Origin of the sequence: Stratiformator vulcanicus (assembly GCF_007744515.1) — a bacterium.
Taxonomy (GTDB): Bacteria; Planctomycetota; Planctomycetia; order Planctomycetales; family Planctomycetaceae; genus Stratiformator; species Stratiformator vulcanicus.
On sequence record NZ_CP036268.1, the window covers coordinates 4,777,825 to 4,793,777 of the forward strand.

The 15,953-nt window shown below is 59.5% G+C and carries 13 protein-coding genes and 1 tRNA gene; 5 read left to right on the forward strand and 9 right to left on the reverse strand.

Features of this window, described 5'->3' with window-relative positions:
• Positions 1 to 169: 169 nt before the first annotated feature.
• Positions 170 to 1,024, reverse strand: coding sequence for a DUF2188 domain-containing protein (locus Pan189_RS19055; RefSeq protein WP_145365670.1), 855 nt, complete (start codon positions 1,022 to 1,024; stop codon positions 170 to 172).
• A gap of 59 nt (positions 1,025 to 1,083) precedes the next feature.
• On the reverse strand, positions 1,084 to 1,266 hold the full coding sequence (locus Pan189_RS19060) for a YqaE/Pmp3 family membrane protein (protein WP_145365671.1): 183 nt from the start codon (positions 1,264 to 1,266) through the stop codon (positions 1,084 to 1,086).
• Between the two features lie 406 nt (positions 1,267 to 1,672).
• Here Pan189_RS19060 and Pan189_RS19065 point away from each other — a divergent pair, with 406 nt between their 5' ends.
• The gene (locus tag Pan189_RS19065) at positions 1,673 to 2,125 is read left to right on the forward strand and encodes a hypothetical protein (protein ID WP_145365672.1); all 453 of its coding nucleotides are present in this window, start codon (positions 1,673 to 1,675) and stop codon (positions 2,123 to 2,125) included.
• Between the two features lie 18 nt (positions 2,126 to 2,143).
• Here the strand turns inward: Pan189_RS19065 and rho are convergent, their stop codons facing one another.
• From rho to Pan189_RS19085, 4 genes are all read right to left on the reverse strand, one after another.
• Positions 2,144 to 3,853, reverse strand: coding sequence for a transcription termination factor Rho (rho, locus tag Pan189_RS19070; RefSeq protein WP_145365673.1), 1,710 nt, complete (start codon positions 3,851 to 3,853; stop codon positions 2,144 to 2,146).
• A gap of 982 nt (positions 3,854 to 4,835) precedes the next feature.
• A complete protein-coding gene (locus Pan189_RS19075; RefSeq protein ID WP_145365674.1) occupies positions 4,836 to 5,771 on the reverse strand; it encodes a thioredoxin family protein in 936 nt (311 codons plus the stop codon).
• A 161-nt stretch (positions 5,772 to 5,932) separates the two neighbouring features.
• Positions 5,933 to 7,105, reverse strand: coding sequence for a S1C family serine protease (locus tag Pan189_RS19080; protein WP_145365675.1), 1,173 nt, complete (start codon positions 7,103 to 7,105; stop codon positions 5,933 to 5,935).
• A 152-nt stretch (positions 7,106 to 7,257) separates the two neighbouring features.
• Positions 7,258 to 8,103, reverse strand: coding sequence for a helix-turn-helix domain-containing protein (locus Pan189_RS19085; RefSeq protein ID WP_310820796.1), 846 nt, complete (start codon positions 8,101 to 8,103; stop codon positions 7,258 to 7,260).
• A gap of 396 nt (positions 8,104 to 8,499) precedes the next feature.
• Here Pan189_RS19085 and Pan189_RS19090 point away from each other — a divergent pair.
• A tRNA-Cys gene (locus Pan189_RS19090) sits at positions 8,500 to 8,573 on the forward strand.
• Positions 8,574 to 8,816: 243 nt separating this feature from the next.
• Positions 8,817 to 9,164, forward strand: a complete 348-nt coding sequence (locus Pan189_RS19095; RefSeq protein WP_145365677.1) for a hypothetical protein — start codon at positions 8,817 to 8,819, stop codon at positions 9,162 to 9,164.
• A gap of 152 nt (positions 9,165 to 9,316) precedes the next feature.
• On the opposite strand, the gene Pan189_RS19100 is transcribed toward Pan189_RS19095, so the two are convergent.
• Complete coding sequence (locus tag Pan189_RS19100) at positions 9,317 to 11,032, reverse strand: serine/threonine protein kinase (protein ID WP_145365678.1); 1,716 nt, start codon at positions 11,030 to 11,032, stop codon at positions 9,317 to 9,319.
• A 132-nt stretch (positions 11,033 to 11,164) separates the two neighbouring features.
• Positions 11,165 to 12,379 (reverse strand): MFS transporter, encoded by a 1,215-nt coding sequence (locus Pan189_RS19105; protein ID WP_145365679.1) that lies wholly within the window; start codon positions 12,377 to 12,379, stop codon positions 11,165 to 11,167.
• A 301-nt stretch (positions 12,380 to 12,680) separates the two neighbouring features.
• On the opposite strand from Pan189_RS19105, the gene Pan189_RS19110 reads away from it, so the two are divergent.
• Positions 12,681 to 13,676, forward strand: a complete 996-nt coding sequence (locus Pan189_RS19110) for a hypothetical protein (RefSeq protein ID WP_145365680.1) — start codon at positions 12,681 to 12,683, stop codon at positions 13,674 to 13,676.
• Entirely contained in the window at positions 13,666 to 14,973 is a 1,308-nt protein-coding gene (locus Pan189_RS19115; protein WP_145365681.1) for a CCA tRNA nucleotidyltransferase, read from the forward strand. Before Pan189_RS19110 ends, Pan189_RS19115 begins: the two co-directional genes overlap by 11 nt.
• Before the next feature lie 322 nt (positions 14,974 to 15,295).
• Here the strand turns inward: Pan189_RS19115 and Pan189_RS19120 are convergent, their stop codons facing one another.
• A complete protein-coding gene (locus Pan189_RS19120) occupies positions 15,296 to 15,802 on the reverse strand; it encodes a PSP1 C-terminal domain-containing protein (RefSeq protein WP_145365682.1) in 507 nt (168 codons plus the stop codon).
• Between the last annotated feature and the right edge of the window lie 151 nt (positions 15,803 to 15,953).

Genomic DNA, 15,953 nt, shown 5'->3' on the forward strand with positions numbered 1-15,953 from the left:
GCTGGAGTCTTCAATTAATCATTTCCGGCCTCACCCAGACACCAACTGGCACAGCTCAATTTTGCTGTCTTGAAAATTAAAAAGCCGCGGCACTCAGTTAATGAGTGCCGCGGCTTATTTCATTCTTAATTCGCATTAGGCCCGAGATTTAACTCGAGCTGCCGTGCCATCAGGCCGTGGTTGGCTCTCTTAAGCCCGCGCCGAAGAAGCTGCCGGCGATCGCGGCTCCAAGCGAAAGAAGTATCGCGGCAAACGTCAGCCATGCGACCTCCGTGGCATTTCCTTCGAAAGCCGGGATGACGCTTTGCTCGGTGCTCATCATGCCTTGCACGGCACTGATCTGCTCTTCTTCCAAGCCGGCTTCCTCTAATTGCTCCGTCGAGATGGCGACTCCACCGTCGCTGCCACCGCTGAGCGCGCCGTATCCCATATTCATGCCCAACGCGGAAATCGCAGGCACGGCGAAGATGAACAACGACCACAAGATGGCACCGTAAACTGTGGGTTCCAAAGGCCCTTCTTCTCCAACCGTCAGGCGGGAGATAATCATGCCGCCGAAGAACAATGACCCGAGCATGGCGAGGGCGACCCAAGTGCCAACGAACACCTGCAGGGCGTCGGCTGACATTACATAACTCAGACACAGAGCCAAGCACATACCGAGAACAGAGAGTGTTGTGCTGGCGGCCAGCGCCATAAAGAAGCCGGCGATCACTGCGCCCCAGCGGATCCGGATACCAGTGGATACGACTGTCTCAGCCATTGTTCGTCTCGTTTCTGTGGAAGTACGACCGTTTGATTGCTCGTTTGATGCGGTTTCGCCGTTGCCGTCGACCGTCCGCACGTCACGAATCTGCCCATCCCGCTTATGAATGACGACCTGATGGACGTCATCTTCCGCGCCGACCGCCGCTTCGACCGCCTCTTTCTGAGTGGAATGAGTCGAAGTCGGATCGCTTTCTCCCTGCCGCTTAACGGCCCAGCCGTCATCGTGCGTCACAACGTGAAAAGTGTCGGTAGCCATGAGTTGCCTTAGCCTTTGTAAAAAGAACTCGGCAGCAAAACTTAAAGATTGCCGCGTGATTATCGGGTCAGAATGACATAGAGGGCGTGGATGACGCCGGGGATGAAGCCGAACAGCGTCAGGATGATGTTCAGCCAAAAGTGAAGCCCAATGCCGACCTCCAGAAACACGCCGACCGGCGGCAGCAACAGAGACAGCAGAATTTTAATGACGTCAGCACCAGTTTCGCCGCCGGCAGACATGGAATCACCTTACGATTTAAGAGTAGGACTTGTTGATTTCTCCCCACGACGAGTAAGCAGATAGAGTGCCAACTCGCCTGAAGGGGCCAAAGAGCTTGCAGATACCGGGAGAGGCCCCACAAAGAGCGAGTTTGTATTTCGTTCGCCCACGAAATGAGTAGTGGTCGCTGAACGACCACCGACCAAACTGCGCGTTTCGAGTTCGCGCATGTGGCGACGCGTGCCGACAACGAACGACCGGGCAGCGTCTCTGATAAAATGTGATCAGGCTCAGCTACGGCTGCAGATCGAGTTCACACATCGAAGATTGCGTGGCACCTTCGGGCCTTCTCGGTCGGCGCGTGAAGGTTTGCCAGTCGATGGGCTTGTGACGATTCGCATCAGATCGCTCATGCGGGGTTGCCGCTTGCCCGATCGAAACGATAGGGACCGTTCTCCCAAACCGATCGCGATTGTTCGCCATCAGGGGGCGTTAGAGATGCGCTATTGCTCGGCCGCACTTACGGCCTCACTCTTCGTGCTCGCGCCGATCACGTCAGCCAGCGCACAAACCTTCGACGCCCCCGCCTACGGACCAATTCGACTCGCTCAAGTTGATGACGACGTCGATGCGGGTCTCAAACCGCGGATGGAGAACGTGCCGCCGACGCCGCGTGTCGTCGGGCCGCAGATGCTGATCTATCTACGCGCCAACCGGCAGGCGGCCGGTCGCCGCGCTCGGATCGAAGCGCGCAAGGCGGCGGGAATCTCCGTGAGTCGCCCGCTCGTTGTGGGTCGCCCCTACTTCGATCCGCTCGGCGGAGTTACTCGCGCGCCAGCCTATTGGTATCCCGCAGCCGTTCCGGTATTGATCCGATAAAGTTGCGGACCGGTCACGTCAAAGAATTTCCTTGATTCGCGATAGGAAGTCGGCGTTCGTATCGAACCGCCTCAGATTGCGGACCAGATCGTCCATGGCCTGCACCGGCGAAAGCGAGATGAGTGCCCGCCGTAACGCGGTCACGCCGTCCAACGTTTCGGGATCGAGAATCTTCTCTTCACGTCGCGTTCCCGACTGAGCGATGTCGATTGCTGGCCAGATTCTCCGATCGGCAAGCTCGCGGCTCAGCACGAGTTCCATATTGCCGGTCCCTTTGAACTCTTGGAAGATCGCGTCGTCCATTCGCGAGCCGGTCTCAATCAGCGCGGTTCCGGCAACGGTCAGCGATCCGCCTTCTTCGAACAGGCGAGCCGTTCCGAACAGCTTTTTCGGAATATCGAGGGCTCGAATGTCGAGACCACCGGTCGCGGTTCGCCCGGTGTTGCTCCACTTATTGAAGGCGCGAGCAAGCCGCGTGATGCTGTCGAGCAGCACGAATACGTCCTTGCCTTCTTCAGCCAATCGTTTCGCCCGCTCAATCACGAGTTGGCTCACGCGAATGTGGCTTTCCAGCTCCTTGTCGAGCGAACTGGCAACGACTTCGCCTTTGACCGAGCGACGCATCTCGGTGACCTCTTCGGGCCGCTCGTCGACGAGCAGCACGATGAGGTGAATCTCGGGATGATTCTCGCTGACCGATTCAGCGATGTCCTGCAGCAGCATCGTTTTGCCGGACCGGGGCGGAGCGACGATGAGTGCCCGCTGCCCCTTGCCGATTGGCGTTAGCAGATCCATGACCCGCATCGTGGCCGGATCCTTACCCCGCTCCAAAATCACCTGTTCGTGCGGGTTGATCGGCGTCAGATTGTCGAAGTGTTCGATCTCGGCGTAAGCCTCGGGATCACGGCCGTCGATCGTTTCAACCACCTTGAGCCGGGGGCCCTGTCCGCGCGACCCCGGTCCGACATCACCACGAATGATGACGCCTTCGCGAAGGCCGTACTTTTCGATGACGGAACTGGAGACGAATGCGTCCGAGTCTTTGGACCCGTAGTCGTTCTTGGGATCGCGGAGAAACCCGTACCCTTTCGGGTGCAGTTCGAGAATTCCTTCGATCGTGCCGGTGACTTCGTCAGAGACGGGACCTCCGCCGCCGCCGCCACGCTGATTACGCCCACGCTGATTGCGTCCGCGACCTCCCCCGCCTCCGCCGCCCCCGCGTTGGGAGTTGTTGTACTGGCCACCTTGACCGCCTTGGCCACTACCCTGCCCGCCTTGGCCTCCTTGACCGCGTCGACGTCGACGGCGGCGGCGGCGATTTCCGTCGTCACGCCCGCCGTCATCGCGACTACCTTCGCGTTGAGGCCGGCCGGACGATTCTCCTGACGATTGCTCGCCCGCAGAATTTGTCGGCTGTGCTGTCTCAGCCGCCTGATGGTCGCTCTCGGAAGACTCCGCCGCGGCATCGCGATCGGAACCAGACCGTGTGCTGCCGGATTCGACGGGCGCATCGTCCTCGTCGGCTTTTTTGCGTGTCCGGCGCTTCTTGGGCGCAGCTTTCTTTGACGATCGCGACTTCGCATCGTCTCGGACGTCGATCCCGTCACCGAAGTCATCGGGCACGTCGGTCGTCAGGGTGGCGGCTTCGACTCCATCGCTCTTGGAATCCGCTTTGCGGCGGGTTCGGCGACGGGTCGGCTTCTTTTCCGTTGACTCAGAGGAGTCCATAAGCACCTTTCTCGACAGCCCACACTTTCTCGCAGGCGTGTCCACAACTTCTAAAACACAGAAAAATGTTTCGCATTATTTCGCCAGTCACATCTTCACCGACATCGAACCGATATCGCGTTTGTGACAGCCGATCTTCGCAAAGGGCCCGTCAGGCCCGGAAAGCAAGTTTATTTCATTCCGGCGAATATGCCTCCGAACGTCTGCCTGACGCCGAAAAAATTCGGTTGGCAAAGCTTTGTGAGGCTTCGAGTCGCCATTTCGCCAGCTATTGAGCGGCTCATTGATCATTTCACCGACCGACCCGACGCATGAGGGTAGTTCCGCAGTCGATTGCGGAAAGCCACCGGCGAAAGAAACGGCCGAGATTCCGACACGAATTCATAAACTCGTCAAGAAATACTTCATTGGACCGCGGGCACAAAGTGCCTACGGCATCACTGGGTGCCGACTCGTGGATTGTTCACCCAGTCCGAATCGACCGTGGAAACCGGCAGTTCCCACGTATTAACGCGGGCTGACCGATGAACGGACGCGGAATAATTCCGCAGAACCGCTTGCGCAAGAAGTTCGCAGTTAGCGAAGCTCTTCGAAAGATTTTGAACCGACGACTCGCTGAGCCATCGACTGACCGAAAGATGGGTCGCCGCTCAGAGTCCGGTCGGTCTCACAATCGCCGAAGCCGGAAAGTCCCGAGCACACGCCCGACAGAGAGCAGTTCGGAGAGTCAATCGGTTACCGCAGTATCCGATTAACGCGCAAGTGAACTGCCATGAATCAGCCCTATGTTAGTTTTCACAGCGGACCTGTCAATCGGATTCGCATGGTTTCACAGATTCGGTGAGACAATTGGACCAGATACCGATCGCGCTTTACCCGGTCGCGCAACGTGTTTTTTTAGCTCGGCCGCATGATTTGCGATCGCTTTTGAGCCGTTTCAACGCTTGAGCCGCTGCCTCAGCCGAGCGAGAGTTTCGCCCCGCTACTCGATTCGCGTCGTGTCGATTTCGTCGAGCAGTACGATCGCCCGGCGGTTCATAAACTCGCTCGGATCATCACGGAATGCGGACCGGGTCTTCGCACCGGCAAAAAGGTACAGCACTTCATCGTAGAACGCGGCGTGTTCAACACTGCCGGGAACCGCTTTGCCGGTCGTGAAGTAAATGACCGGATCACAGCCGAGCAGCCGCGGTGCATATTGCTCCGGACCTTCACGAAACCGAGACGCCGCTCGAGCCGACACGCAGAAGTAACTGATGCCCTGATGTTCGACCGAGAAACGCTTTGAACCGCGGGTCCATTGTCTCGATCCATGCAGCGTGACCGGGCAAAAACCCCGCAATCCCAACAGTTGTGATTGCTTGCCCCGACCATCGCGGACGGTCGGCTGACGTCGCCCGGGTGTGCGGCCGCGCGCGATCGATTCGTCGGGTTCGTTTGCGCCGACGTCTGGTTTTTTCGTTCTCGCAAAATAATCATCGATCGCGGTGACACGGCGAACGTAATCCCGCTTATCGCGAAAGCCGTTCATCATCCCCAAGACATGTCCGTCCGGAGCGACGAACACGTCAGCCGGGATCGAACTGACTCCGAAGCGAGACGCAAGGTCGCGGTTGTGATCGGAATTCAATTGAACACCGACGACACTTTGACCGACAATGCGAGTCACCTCGTCGGTGTGCAGGACCTCGCGTTCCATCCGCTTACAGGGCACGCACCAATCGGCATAAAAGTGGACTAGCAGTGGCTTTTGATCGCGCTTCGCGATCTGCAGTGCGGTGTCGAAGTCACGTTGCCAATATTTGCCGACGCCGCCGCCGAGGACGAAACTCGCTCCCACGCCGAACAACAGAGCGACGGCGCTGACGGCGAAAACCGGCGCGACTGAGCGATTGTGAGCAGATGTTTGATGCGACACGAAAACCTCGGGGGAAGGAAAGGTCCCTTCTCCCGTATCGGTCCGCGCGCCATGCTTCCGCCGTTCAGGTTTGAATCGAGCCTTAGATCGAGAGCAACCCGGCTTCGATCATTCCGACCGAATCGATCGCATCGATTACGAAAGCAGCCGAACACCTGACATCAAAACTCGTCTTCAAGCCCCGTCAGTCGGACGGACAGTTCGAGCGTTTCATTCTCCCTTATGACGGTAACGTCGACGACGTCCCCCTCGCTCTTGGAATCGAGAATCCGATAGACGTCGTTGGTATTGGCGACAGCCTGGTCATCGATTCCAATAATCAGATCGGCGCGAAGCAGAGCGTCTTCACCCTCGGAATCTTGACCGCTTCGCCTGTTCTCCTGCACCAGCGCCCCCAGCCGCGGAATGATGCCGCGTCGCGCGACCTCACGCACCACGCTGTCGGGAAAGAGCACGACCCCCAGGCCCGCGCGACTGGCCCGGCCCGTTCGAATTAACTGCGGCACGATCGTGTTGACCGTGTCGACCGGTACGGCAAAACCAATGCCTGCATAGGTTCGGGTCGGGCTGAAGATCGCCGTGTTGATCCCGACGAGCCGGCCGGCGCTATCGAGCAGCGGACCGCCCGAATTCCCCGGATTGATCGCGGCATCGGTTTGAATCACGCCCTGAATTGGTCGCCCCGTCTTGGCGGAAATCTCGCGATCCAACCCGCTGATCACGCCCGTCGTCAGTGTGCGGTCGAATCCGAACGGACTGCCGATGGCAAAGACCTTCTGGCCGACGAGCAAATCTTCCGACGTTCCAACCGCGATCGGGATAAGCCGCTCTTTCGGCGCGTCCAATATCTTTAGGACGGCGAGATCCCGATTCGCCGACGAGCCGACCCGCTCGGCCCGCCACTCGGTCCCGTCTTCGAGCGTGACGCTGTAACCGCCATTCGGGAAGACGACACGACCGTCTTTGATGTCGCCGATTACATGCATATTGGTGACGACATGGCCGTCTTCGTCCCAGATAAATCCCGTGCCGCTGCCGCTCGGAATCGCGAAGATATTCCGACTCAAGACGTCGCGCCGGACGTCGATTCGCGAGACATAAACGACCGATGGCGATGCGGTTTGGAATAGCTCAATCGTCGCCCGTTCGTCTTCGGCGAGATCACCCCGCGCGGCGACCGTTCGCGCTATAGCGTCGGGATCGTGCAAGCTGTCGTCACGTCCGAAGAAGACTTCGCCACCGCGAAATAGCAGAGCACCGATTGCGATCAGCAATCCCGCAACGAGCCACGGGTTCAAGGAATTCCCGCCCCGATGTTCATTCGCGTCCGACATCGATTCGCACTCCGCTCGGCGACATTCCGATTCACGCAGTCTCTTCACGCAATCTCAGTCACGCGATTGTAGCGGCTGGTGCGAGTCGATTCGTCCCGAAAGCTGCCGGCGATTTTACGAGCCGGAATTTATGGTCGGACGTCGAGATGCCGTCAGCGCAGCGAAGCCAGCTTCTCCATCAGTTCTTCGGCAGCGACGAAAATTCGCGTTCGTTTTGCTTCGGGCAGCGACCGCATATCTTCGATTAAGTCGTCCGTGAGCGCTGCCGTAAAGCGTTCGAGTCCGGACGCAATCTTTTTGGCAAGTTGTTCCGGCGTGGGTGGCTCTTTGCGAGCCGACCCGTTGCTTTCCCCCGGCCCGGGGGAGGCGGCGTCGGGACGGAATGGGGCGTAATCACCGTTCTCGCCCGCCGATCGGGCGACCGCAGCCGCCATCTCTTGTTCGGCAGTTCCTTTTTGATACGGACCCTCTCCCCCACCCTCACCCGGCTGCCAATCTCCGGGCGCCTTCACCTCTGTCGGTGTGTTCGACAAAAACGTGATCGACGGATCGCCCCCGAACGGGTCCGGCGGGGACTCGGCCGAGGGATCTTCGTCTCCGTGGAGCACACGACGCCAGGCACGCAATTCGGCGACGGTCGCGGAATTCTCTTCGGCCCACTCCAGACAGGCGTCGGCGTCCTCCCAATTCAATGCGACGTAGTAGTGCGACCACTTGAGGCCGGACTCAGGACGAAACTCCAGACCGAATCGCTCCCAAACGCGTCGGCGCTGGTAAACCTGATCCGGGCTGAGACCGACGAGCCGGGCGAAATCGGCATCGGTTCGACCGCGGGCATATTTTTTCGTCCATTCGGCCGCGCACTCGCCGACCGTCCAATTGCATTGGCTGACGGCCGTTCGCGCCGCGTCAACGAGTTCCCCTTCGGTCTTTTCCGCCGCATCAACCGCCATGTCTGCCATTGCCGTCTCGATCAGAGTCGTCTCGAATTCGCGCATGCCGATACACCCGGCCCGCCGCACCGCCTGCGACGCAAATCGTAGGTAGACGCTCGGCCGGACAACAGCAAGCGGAGCGACATTCCCGCCTGTAGTGGCGTGAAATCGCCGAGCGTCGTCGATCGTGGCTGATTCGGCTTCACGTAACTCCAATGAAATCGAGCGTTAAGGTTTATTCAAACTCCTTGACCCCCCGAACCGGTCAATCTACGATCGGTTTCCGAGTCGTCGATTCAGCGCGAACAACCCGTCAGTGGTTGGTGTCGAAACTGACCGGAAACGTGCCGTCGACACCACCCGCGAGAGGCAAACCGCGAAACAACCGGTTTGCGATTTTCGGACGAACTCATTCAACCGCTACGCGGGGAATTGCCGATACAACAGTCACGACCGGAAGGCGCCGTGGCCAAGTGGTCTAAGGCAGTGGATTGCAAATCCACCATTCGGCGGTTCGAATCCGCCCGGCGCCTCTTCGCAAGCCTCCCCGTTTTCGGGGAGGCTTTTTTGTTGTCAGGCGGCCGAAGCATGTCTTCGTCGAACTTTGCAGCCGCTCGCGCGTTCGCGTTATGACGGTCGAATCGAGCGGAATCGCAGATTCCTGCAGCATTCCCGGCTCGACCGCCCTCCAAACCTCCCGGTCGCGACTTCTGCACTAGAGTTGGACACCAGATCAAGCGATCTCCCGATCGTCCAGCCCCCAACCGGCTCGAACCATGCTCTCACTCTTTTGCCAGCTCACCCGTGACGAGGCCGGAGCCGTCCTGTCGGCCGAAGCCGTCCTGATTCTGACGATCTTCGTCCTCGGCTCGGTCGTCGGACTCGCCCAAGTCACCCATGCCGTAAACTACAGCATGGGCGGCATTTACTCTTCGTTCGAACGATCGAATTCCGCGTATGCCCCGATGAACGACTTCGGTGATTACGGCGGCGATGATTACCGCGGCGGCGGCAATTACGGCGACGATTACGCCTCAACATCCGACGGATCGTTCACCCACTTCGTCAGCGATGCCTCTCGCGACGTCGTGACCCGACCGTTACACAGCGTCCGCCTCGACTAAGCAGCGCACCCACACCAAGCCGCACTTCCTGTGAAGTGCGGATCGAATACGCCAAGAAGCGTAACGGAACGCATCGGCCGCGAACCGCGCTCCGTCCGCGGCTCGCGGGAGCCTCTGCTCGTGGGGTTTGGGTTTGCCTCGACCCCGAAATCTCAGGGCAAGTCGTCCGTCACGGGCGACTCATCGATGGCCGCAGGCTCGGCTTCGGCGGCCATCCAGTCGGGTAGTTCGAAGTCAATCATCTCGCCCGGCCGATGTGATTCGAACTGCCGCGCGAGTTCCACGTAAACCGCGCACTCGGCGACGTGGCCGTAAAGATTGATCACGCCCTCCCAGACTTTCTTCGCTTCGAGCAGATTTCCCTCGCGGTACTGCCGGTACGCTTCGCCCATCGACTCGCGAAGTAACTCGTCGCGGTTTCGCAATCCGCCTTCGGCTTTGATCGCCGCGATCTTCGAGTTGGCCAGCCTCAGAAATATTTGATTGTCTTCGGTCGATTCGGCGCTGGCGAGAATATTGGCCATGTCCTCATAGTATTCGAGGGCCGTGACGCGGTCGCCGAACCGCTGAAACTGCCACGCTTCGACGAAGAGCTGCTCGGCAGCCGATCTCGGCGGTTGGCTCAGTCGCGCCCGCGTGATCGCCTGTCGTTCCCGCTTCGACATTTCGATGCGGTCGATCCAACCCTGAGCTTCCTCCGCATATCGCCCGTCGGGGAATCGGCTGAGCAATTGCTCAATGTACCTGCGTCGGGCGTCGTCCCAGTCGGACGGGCTGTCGCTGGCCATCAATTCGTTGGAGTAGACGTACAACCGCTCTTCACTGGGGAACATGTTCCAATAGGTCAGGCCGCCGACTCCGATCAACAACGCCGCCAGACAGGTCGCCAAAAACCATGTCTGCTCCAGCAGAGGCTTTTTCTTTTTCCGTTTCTTCTTGCGAGTCTCGCCTTTGAGCGTGCGGATGAGATCGCGATCTTCCTTGCTCACTTTCGTCGCCCGAGACGTTCCCGCGCTCGTGCGCCCGATGAAACTGAGTTGCTGCTCGACCTTCGTTTTGACGTCGTCGAGCGCCACCTGCGTGGCGAGCGCATCGAAGTAACGATCCTCCGGTTTTTTCTCGAGCAGTCGATCAATGACTTCCTCAAACCATACGGGGCAGTCGTTATTGAATTCGCGGACCCGCGGCGGGTCATCATTCAGATGCATGAACAGCATCTCCGCCGGCGTCGTCGCATCGAACGGCGTGCGCCCCGTCAGTAGCTCAAAGCTGACACACCCCAGCGCGTACAGGTCAGTCTTATTAGAAACCGGCGGAGTGCTCGCGATTTGCTCCGGGGCCATGTAGGCGTAAGTTCCGACCGTCTTGCCGGCCGCCGTCAGCGCCGTCGCGCCGGTATCGCGGGCGATCCCGAAGTCGCCGAGTTTGATCCGGCCTTCTTTACCGATGAATAAGTTCGCCGGCTTTAAGTCGCGGTGAATCACGCCTTGGTTGTGTGAGTACTCCAGCGCCTGGGCGACCTGCCGGGTGATGTCGAGGGCTTCTTCCCAAGGAAGCCGCTTCTTCTTCGCGAGGACGTCTTCGACCGATCCCCCCTCCATCAGTTCCATCGCGTAATAGAGCTGACCGCCGCTTTTGCCCCCGCCGAAATATTGCACCACGTTTTCGTGCCGCAGTCGCTTCAGAATCTGCATCTCGCGTTCGAAGCGCTTGTTGAGCTGCTCGTTGGATGCAAGGCCCGGCGATAGCGCTTTGAGCGCCACCTTCCGTCCGGTTTCGATGTAGGTCGCCTGGTAAACAACGCCCATACCCCCCACGCCGAGCTTGCGCTCCAGAATGAACGGACCCATGCGTCGCTTGGTGCTCATGAAATCGCCCGAGCCGCTGGGGCTCGTTGTCGTCACGGGGTGCGGCAAAGAGGTGATCGTGCCGAACGGTAGTGCCGGGTAGAACAGGCACGTCGTTCGACCCCCGCATTCTGGATGCGTCGGACTCGGAGTTCAATCGGTGCCGCCTGCAGCCGTAGCGCGAAACCTCGGCTCGTCCAACAAAAACGTGCCCGCGAACGCGAGGAGAATCAGCACCGTGCCGCCCAGAAAGACCGGCAGATGTCCCAGCCAACCGACGAGGATTCCGATCGGTATCGCCGTAACGATCGGCACCGCCAGACAGAGCCGGAGCGTGCTGATATAGCGCGCGTGATTCTCGACTGCGGTCAGTTCGAGCGTGTAGTTCGTCAACGCCCGAAAGGTGACCGGCATCATCCCGAGCACGAAGTATGGGATCATAAACCAAATCGACGACCCGAACTCAAAGGTCAGCAGTGCGAGGGCCGGAACGGTTGAATTGATGAGCACGCTGCTGCGCACCGCCATGCGATTGCCAAGCCGGTCGCCGATCCGTCCGATCACCACGCTAAATAGTCCGACGCCGATATTCTGCGACACGACGAAGTAGATCAAATCCCGCCCCGACGCACCCTCGGATTGCCGCACCAGCGTCACATAGTGCGGAAACAGCGAGTACGCAGCCATAAACAGCATCGCGCAGACCGCCAACACACGGAAGTTGCGATCCCCGCGCAGGACCTCAAAGACCGGGCCGAACGAAAATCGCTTCGCAGGATGATTCGAGTTGTCATCTGCCGGTTCCGCGAGCGCGATCGCGATCGTCGCGGCGACGAACATACCGAACGCCGTAATCCCGAACGGCAGTAAGAAATCGGACGCTTCATCTCCCGACCACCCGCCTAGTACGAGAAAGATGGCCGTCACCGATAAGACCGACCCCACTACTCCTGCGATTCCGAGTAACCGACCGCGGCGGTCAGCCCGGATCAGTTTGCCCTGCAGCGTTCCAAACACGACTTGGTTCAGACCGGTCATCGCGAAGAACAGGCAATAAGCCGACAGAAACAACGGAGCCGCCGCAACGGCCACCCAGGGCTGATCTCGCAACGCGATCAATCCGCAAATTACCGCAAAGCACAGCCCCATTCCCGCCGTCGTCACCAACAGCAGCCACTTCTTTTTCGGCGTATCGCGGATGCTGTCGGACGCGAGAATCGGCGGCACACTCTGCCCCAACCGATTGAGTACGGGCAGGCATCCCTGAACCCAAGCCGGCCCCGCGATCGACTGCAAGAACGCGGGGATGAAGACCGTTTCCGTTTTGAAAACCCACGCCAGACGCAACAAGACCTGATACGTCGCCATCAGCAACATATTCCGCGGTTCGCACGATTCGATTTCCGACCGCTGCGTTACATCAGAGTCTTCTGGGATCGAATCTTTCGAGGCGGCCAGGCTCGGAGCGGAATGGGTGGAGACAGAAGTCAGGGGAGATCGGCGGGCTGAAGCGAGGGATTGGAACGTCGCCCGAACTATAGCACTTCGCCCCTCGTCCGTTTAGCCGCGACCGTCGGGCTCAACGCTCGATCCGCTCGTAATCCCTCTTTTCTCAATCGTTGGAATGTCCTAGCGTTCACACTTACCTTCGCCTCATGGACGTTCCAACATGCGTCGACTCGCCATCGTTCTAACCCTGTTGATTGGCAGCGTCATCGGTTGCACGGGATCGGGAAAATCGCGCTGGGCAATGTCGGACGCCCTTTACCGCGACAAATGGGGCAAGCCATACGAACACTCGAAGCTCCACCCCGATTCACTGAAGCGTCGACTCGTGCAAGCGAACGATGCCACTTTCGTTAAGCAGCGGACCGGTGTCACCGTCGGCGGTTTCGGAGCCGATCAGCCCGTCGCGGCCGGTGCTGAATTCGGCTTGGTCTATTTCCCGGCCTCTTGGGTTGAGGCGCGCGGCACATTGGCCGGCGTAATCGCTGAAGGCGCGGAAACCGCCAACGGCGGACTCAACCTCGCTCTGCGTGCGCATTCGCCGACACGCCTATCACCGTTCGTTGGGGTCGGCTCCTATATTGGGGCCGGCAAGAGAACCCTCTCCGCAGAGGACGATCAGCGCGATAACGACGGCGACCTCTTCATTGATGAAGCGGGTGAAGAATCGGAAGAGTCACACGGCTTCCTCACAATCTACCCGGAAGCCGGGCTGCATTACTGGCTGTCTCCCAGTTTTCGTCTCACCGGGTCGGCGGCCTATCATGTGACTTCTCAAGGACGCGATGCCGATTTTCTGGCGTTCGGGCTGTCGATCACATTTGTGCCACCGAACGATGCTTCCGATATCTTCATGCCGCCGCAGCCGCCGCCCGGACACGTTGAGGTCGGGCACGACGACACCGGAATCACTCACTACAAACGAAGCCGTTCCTTGGAGAATGCGGCGGAGAAAGCGTTGCGTCCCGCGTCGCCGACGTCTTCGCCGCGGTTGCAAACGTATGAAGCGCAGGAAAACGAGGTGACGGCTTTCGAACTTGCCGAACCCGATCCGCTGGACCCACCCTACGAACCAATGCGGGATCCGGAGTATCTTCGTATGAAGTACCAACCCACGCTACCCGCGCCGCCAGTTCGAATCGAAGTCGATGACGAATGACCCGACACCCGACGAAACCTTCGCTACTGACGTCGTACGACGTTTGACCGCCGCCGGGCACACCGCCCTGTTCGCCGGCGGTTGTGTGCGAGACCTCGTACTCGGCAAACTTCCGAAAGACTACGACGTCGCCACCGATGCTCGACCGGAGCAGGTCCGCGATCTCTTCGGCCGACGACGCACGCTCGCCGTGGGCGAGAGCTTCGGCGTGATTATCGTATTGCCGCCACGGAAGTCAGGGGCGCAACAGGTCGAGGTCGCAACATTTCGCACCGAAGGCCCCTATCTCGATGGTCGAAGGCCCGAAGCGGTCTCGTTCGCGACGCCCGAAGAAGACGCCAGCCGACGCGACTTCACGATCAACGGCATGTTCTACGACCCGCTTGCCAAACAAGCCCGCGACTACGTCGGCGGCCAGCGCGACATCAAGCGGGCAGTCGTGCGGGCCATCGGCGATCCCCACGAGCGGATGACCGAGGACAAGCTTCGGCTGCTTCGCGCCGTCCGTTTTGCCGCGACGTTGGAATTCGAACTCGAGCACGAAACCGGCGAGGCGATCCGCCGGATGGCCGTCGATCTGACGATGGTCAGTGCCGAACGGATCGGTGAAGAGTTGAAGCGAATGCTCGCAGACCAACACCGCCGTCGTGCCGTGCTATTACTTGCTGATACGCAGTTGTGGCCGGTGATATTCCCCGAGTTGCGTGACCTGCCTCGATTGGAAGAGCAACGCTGGGAACGGATGACGGCGGCACTCGCCCTATTGGAGACCGATCGCTTCGAGCCCGCACTGGCGATCATTGCTGCCGAGATGTTTGACGCGATCGACCCGGCGTCGGTGAGATTCCCGGAACATAAGCCGGAAGGACTCGACGAAGTCCACGATCTCTGCCGGAGACTGAGGCTATCGAACGAAGAAACAGACCGGGTCTGCTGGCTTGCCGCCCGGCTTCCGTCGATCGCCGCATTCAATCGCCTGTCACTTCCGCAGAAGAAACGTCTCTTGGCTCACGCCGACGCCCCGCTGCTCCTGCAAACCGCGGAGGCAGTGATGGCGGCAAACAGCGACGACCACGAGCCGATTCGACTCGCCACAGAGATATTGGCACGAGGCGAACACGAATTGAAACCTCCGCCGCTGCTGTCGGGAAAGGACCTCATCGACCTGGGCCTCCGGCCTGGCCCGCAGTTTAAAGCGATCCTCGACGATGTCCGCGATCAGCAACTGGCCGAAGAAATCGCCACACCCGAAGCAGCCCTCATCGAGGCGCGATACCGCATTGACGCAATCGAATAATAGAAGCCGCGTTTAAAACAAGCCGCGCACGTAGTAAGCGGATAGCGAGGGGCGTTGCCGCACACTTGATCCGCTTACTACGTGCGCGGCTTGTTGGGGTTAAGTGCTACATGAATTCTGGGTGGCGGGGTGCGTGTCGCCCCCGCATCTGGGCCGTCACCTGCTTATTGCACAGATAACTCCCGCGACAGCTCTTCGATTTCGCGTAATGAGCGGTGCAAGGAGCATGCGAACTCAACCCTGCGGGGGCGACACGCCCCCGGCACCCCGTGTTCGCAAAGATCCGCTTACTTCGTGCGCGGCTTGTGTGAGACGCGGGGCGTCAATGCTTCTTGCAATTGCCGCAGCCGCCGCCGGATTGTAGCGGAATCGGGCCCTCGGCTGAGACGGGTTGCACTTCGATCACGCCGAATCCCTTGGTGGCGGCCATGAGAGCCAGTTTCGTCGTGTCGTTGCCGCGATCACCGAGCACGTACAGGATCAGCTTCTCGCCGTCGAGCGTGCGATCGATATCGATCAAATCGAGTTCGAGGTTCCAATCCTCGATCCGCTGCAGCCAATCAACGAACTCGGCTTCACACTGCATTCGTAGCGCTGTGGCCCGTTCGCGATCGGTTTCGTCGGCGAGACGTAACACGTGAAAGGATTTCTCGTCGACTTCTTCTTCGTCAGTCCCGGCTGCCCGAGGTTCAAGCGGTTCACCCAGCACTGCACCGGTCGGCCCGCGAACGACCAGAGCCTCATCGCGTTCAAACGCCAATCCCGCAGGCACCGCGAACTTCGCGACCTCGGGAACCTTGCCGTAACGGATGAGAACTTGGTCGGGCATGTGCAATCGATAAAGGGGATCGTCTCAGTATCTCTCGAAGGAGTGATCGAGGGAAGTCTATCGCCAACAAGCCGCGCACGTAGTAAGCGGATTAAGTGTGCGGAAACGTTCGAGCTATCCGCTTACTTCGTGCGCGGCTTGTATGGGGGAT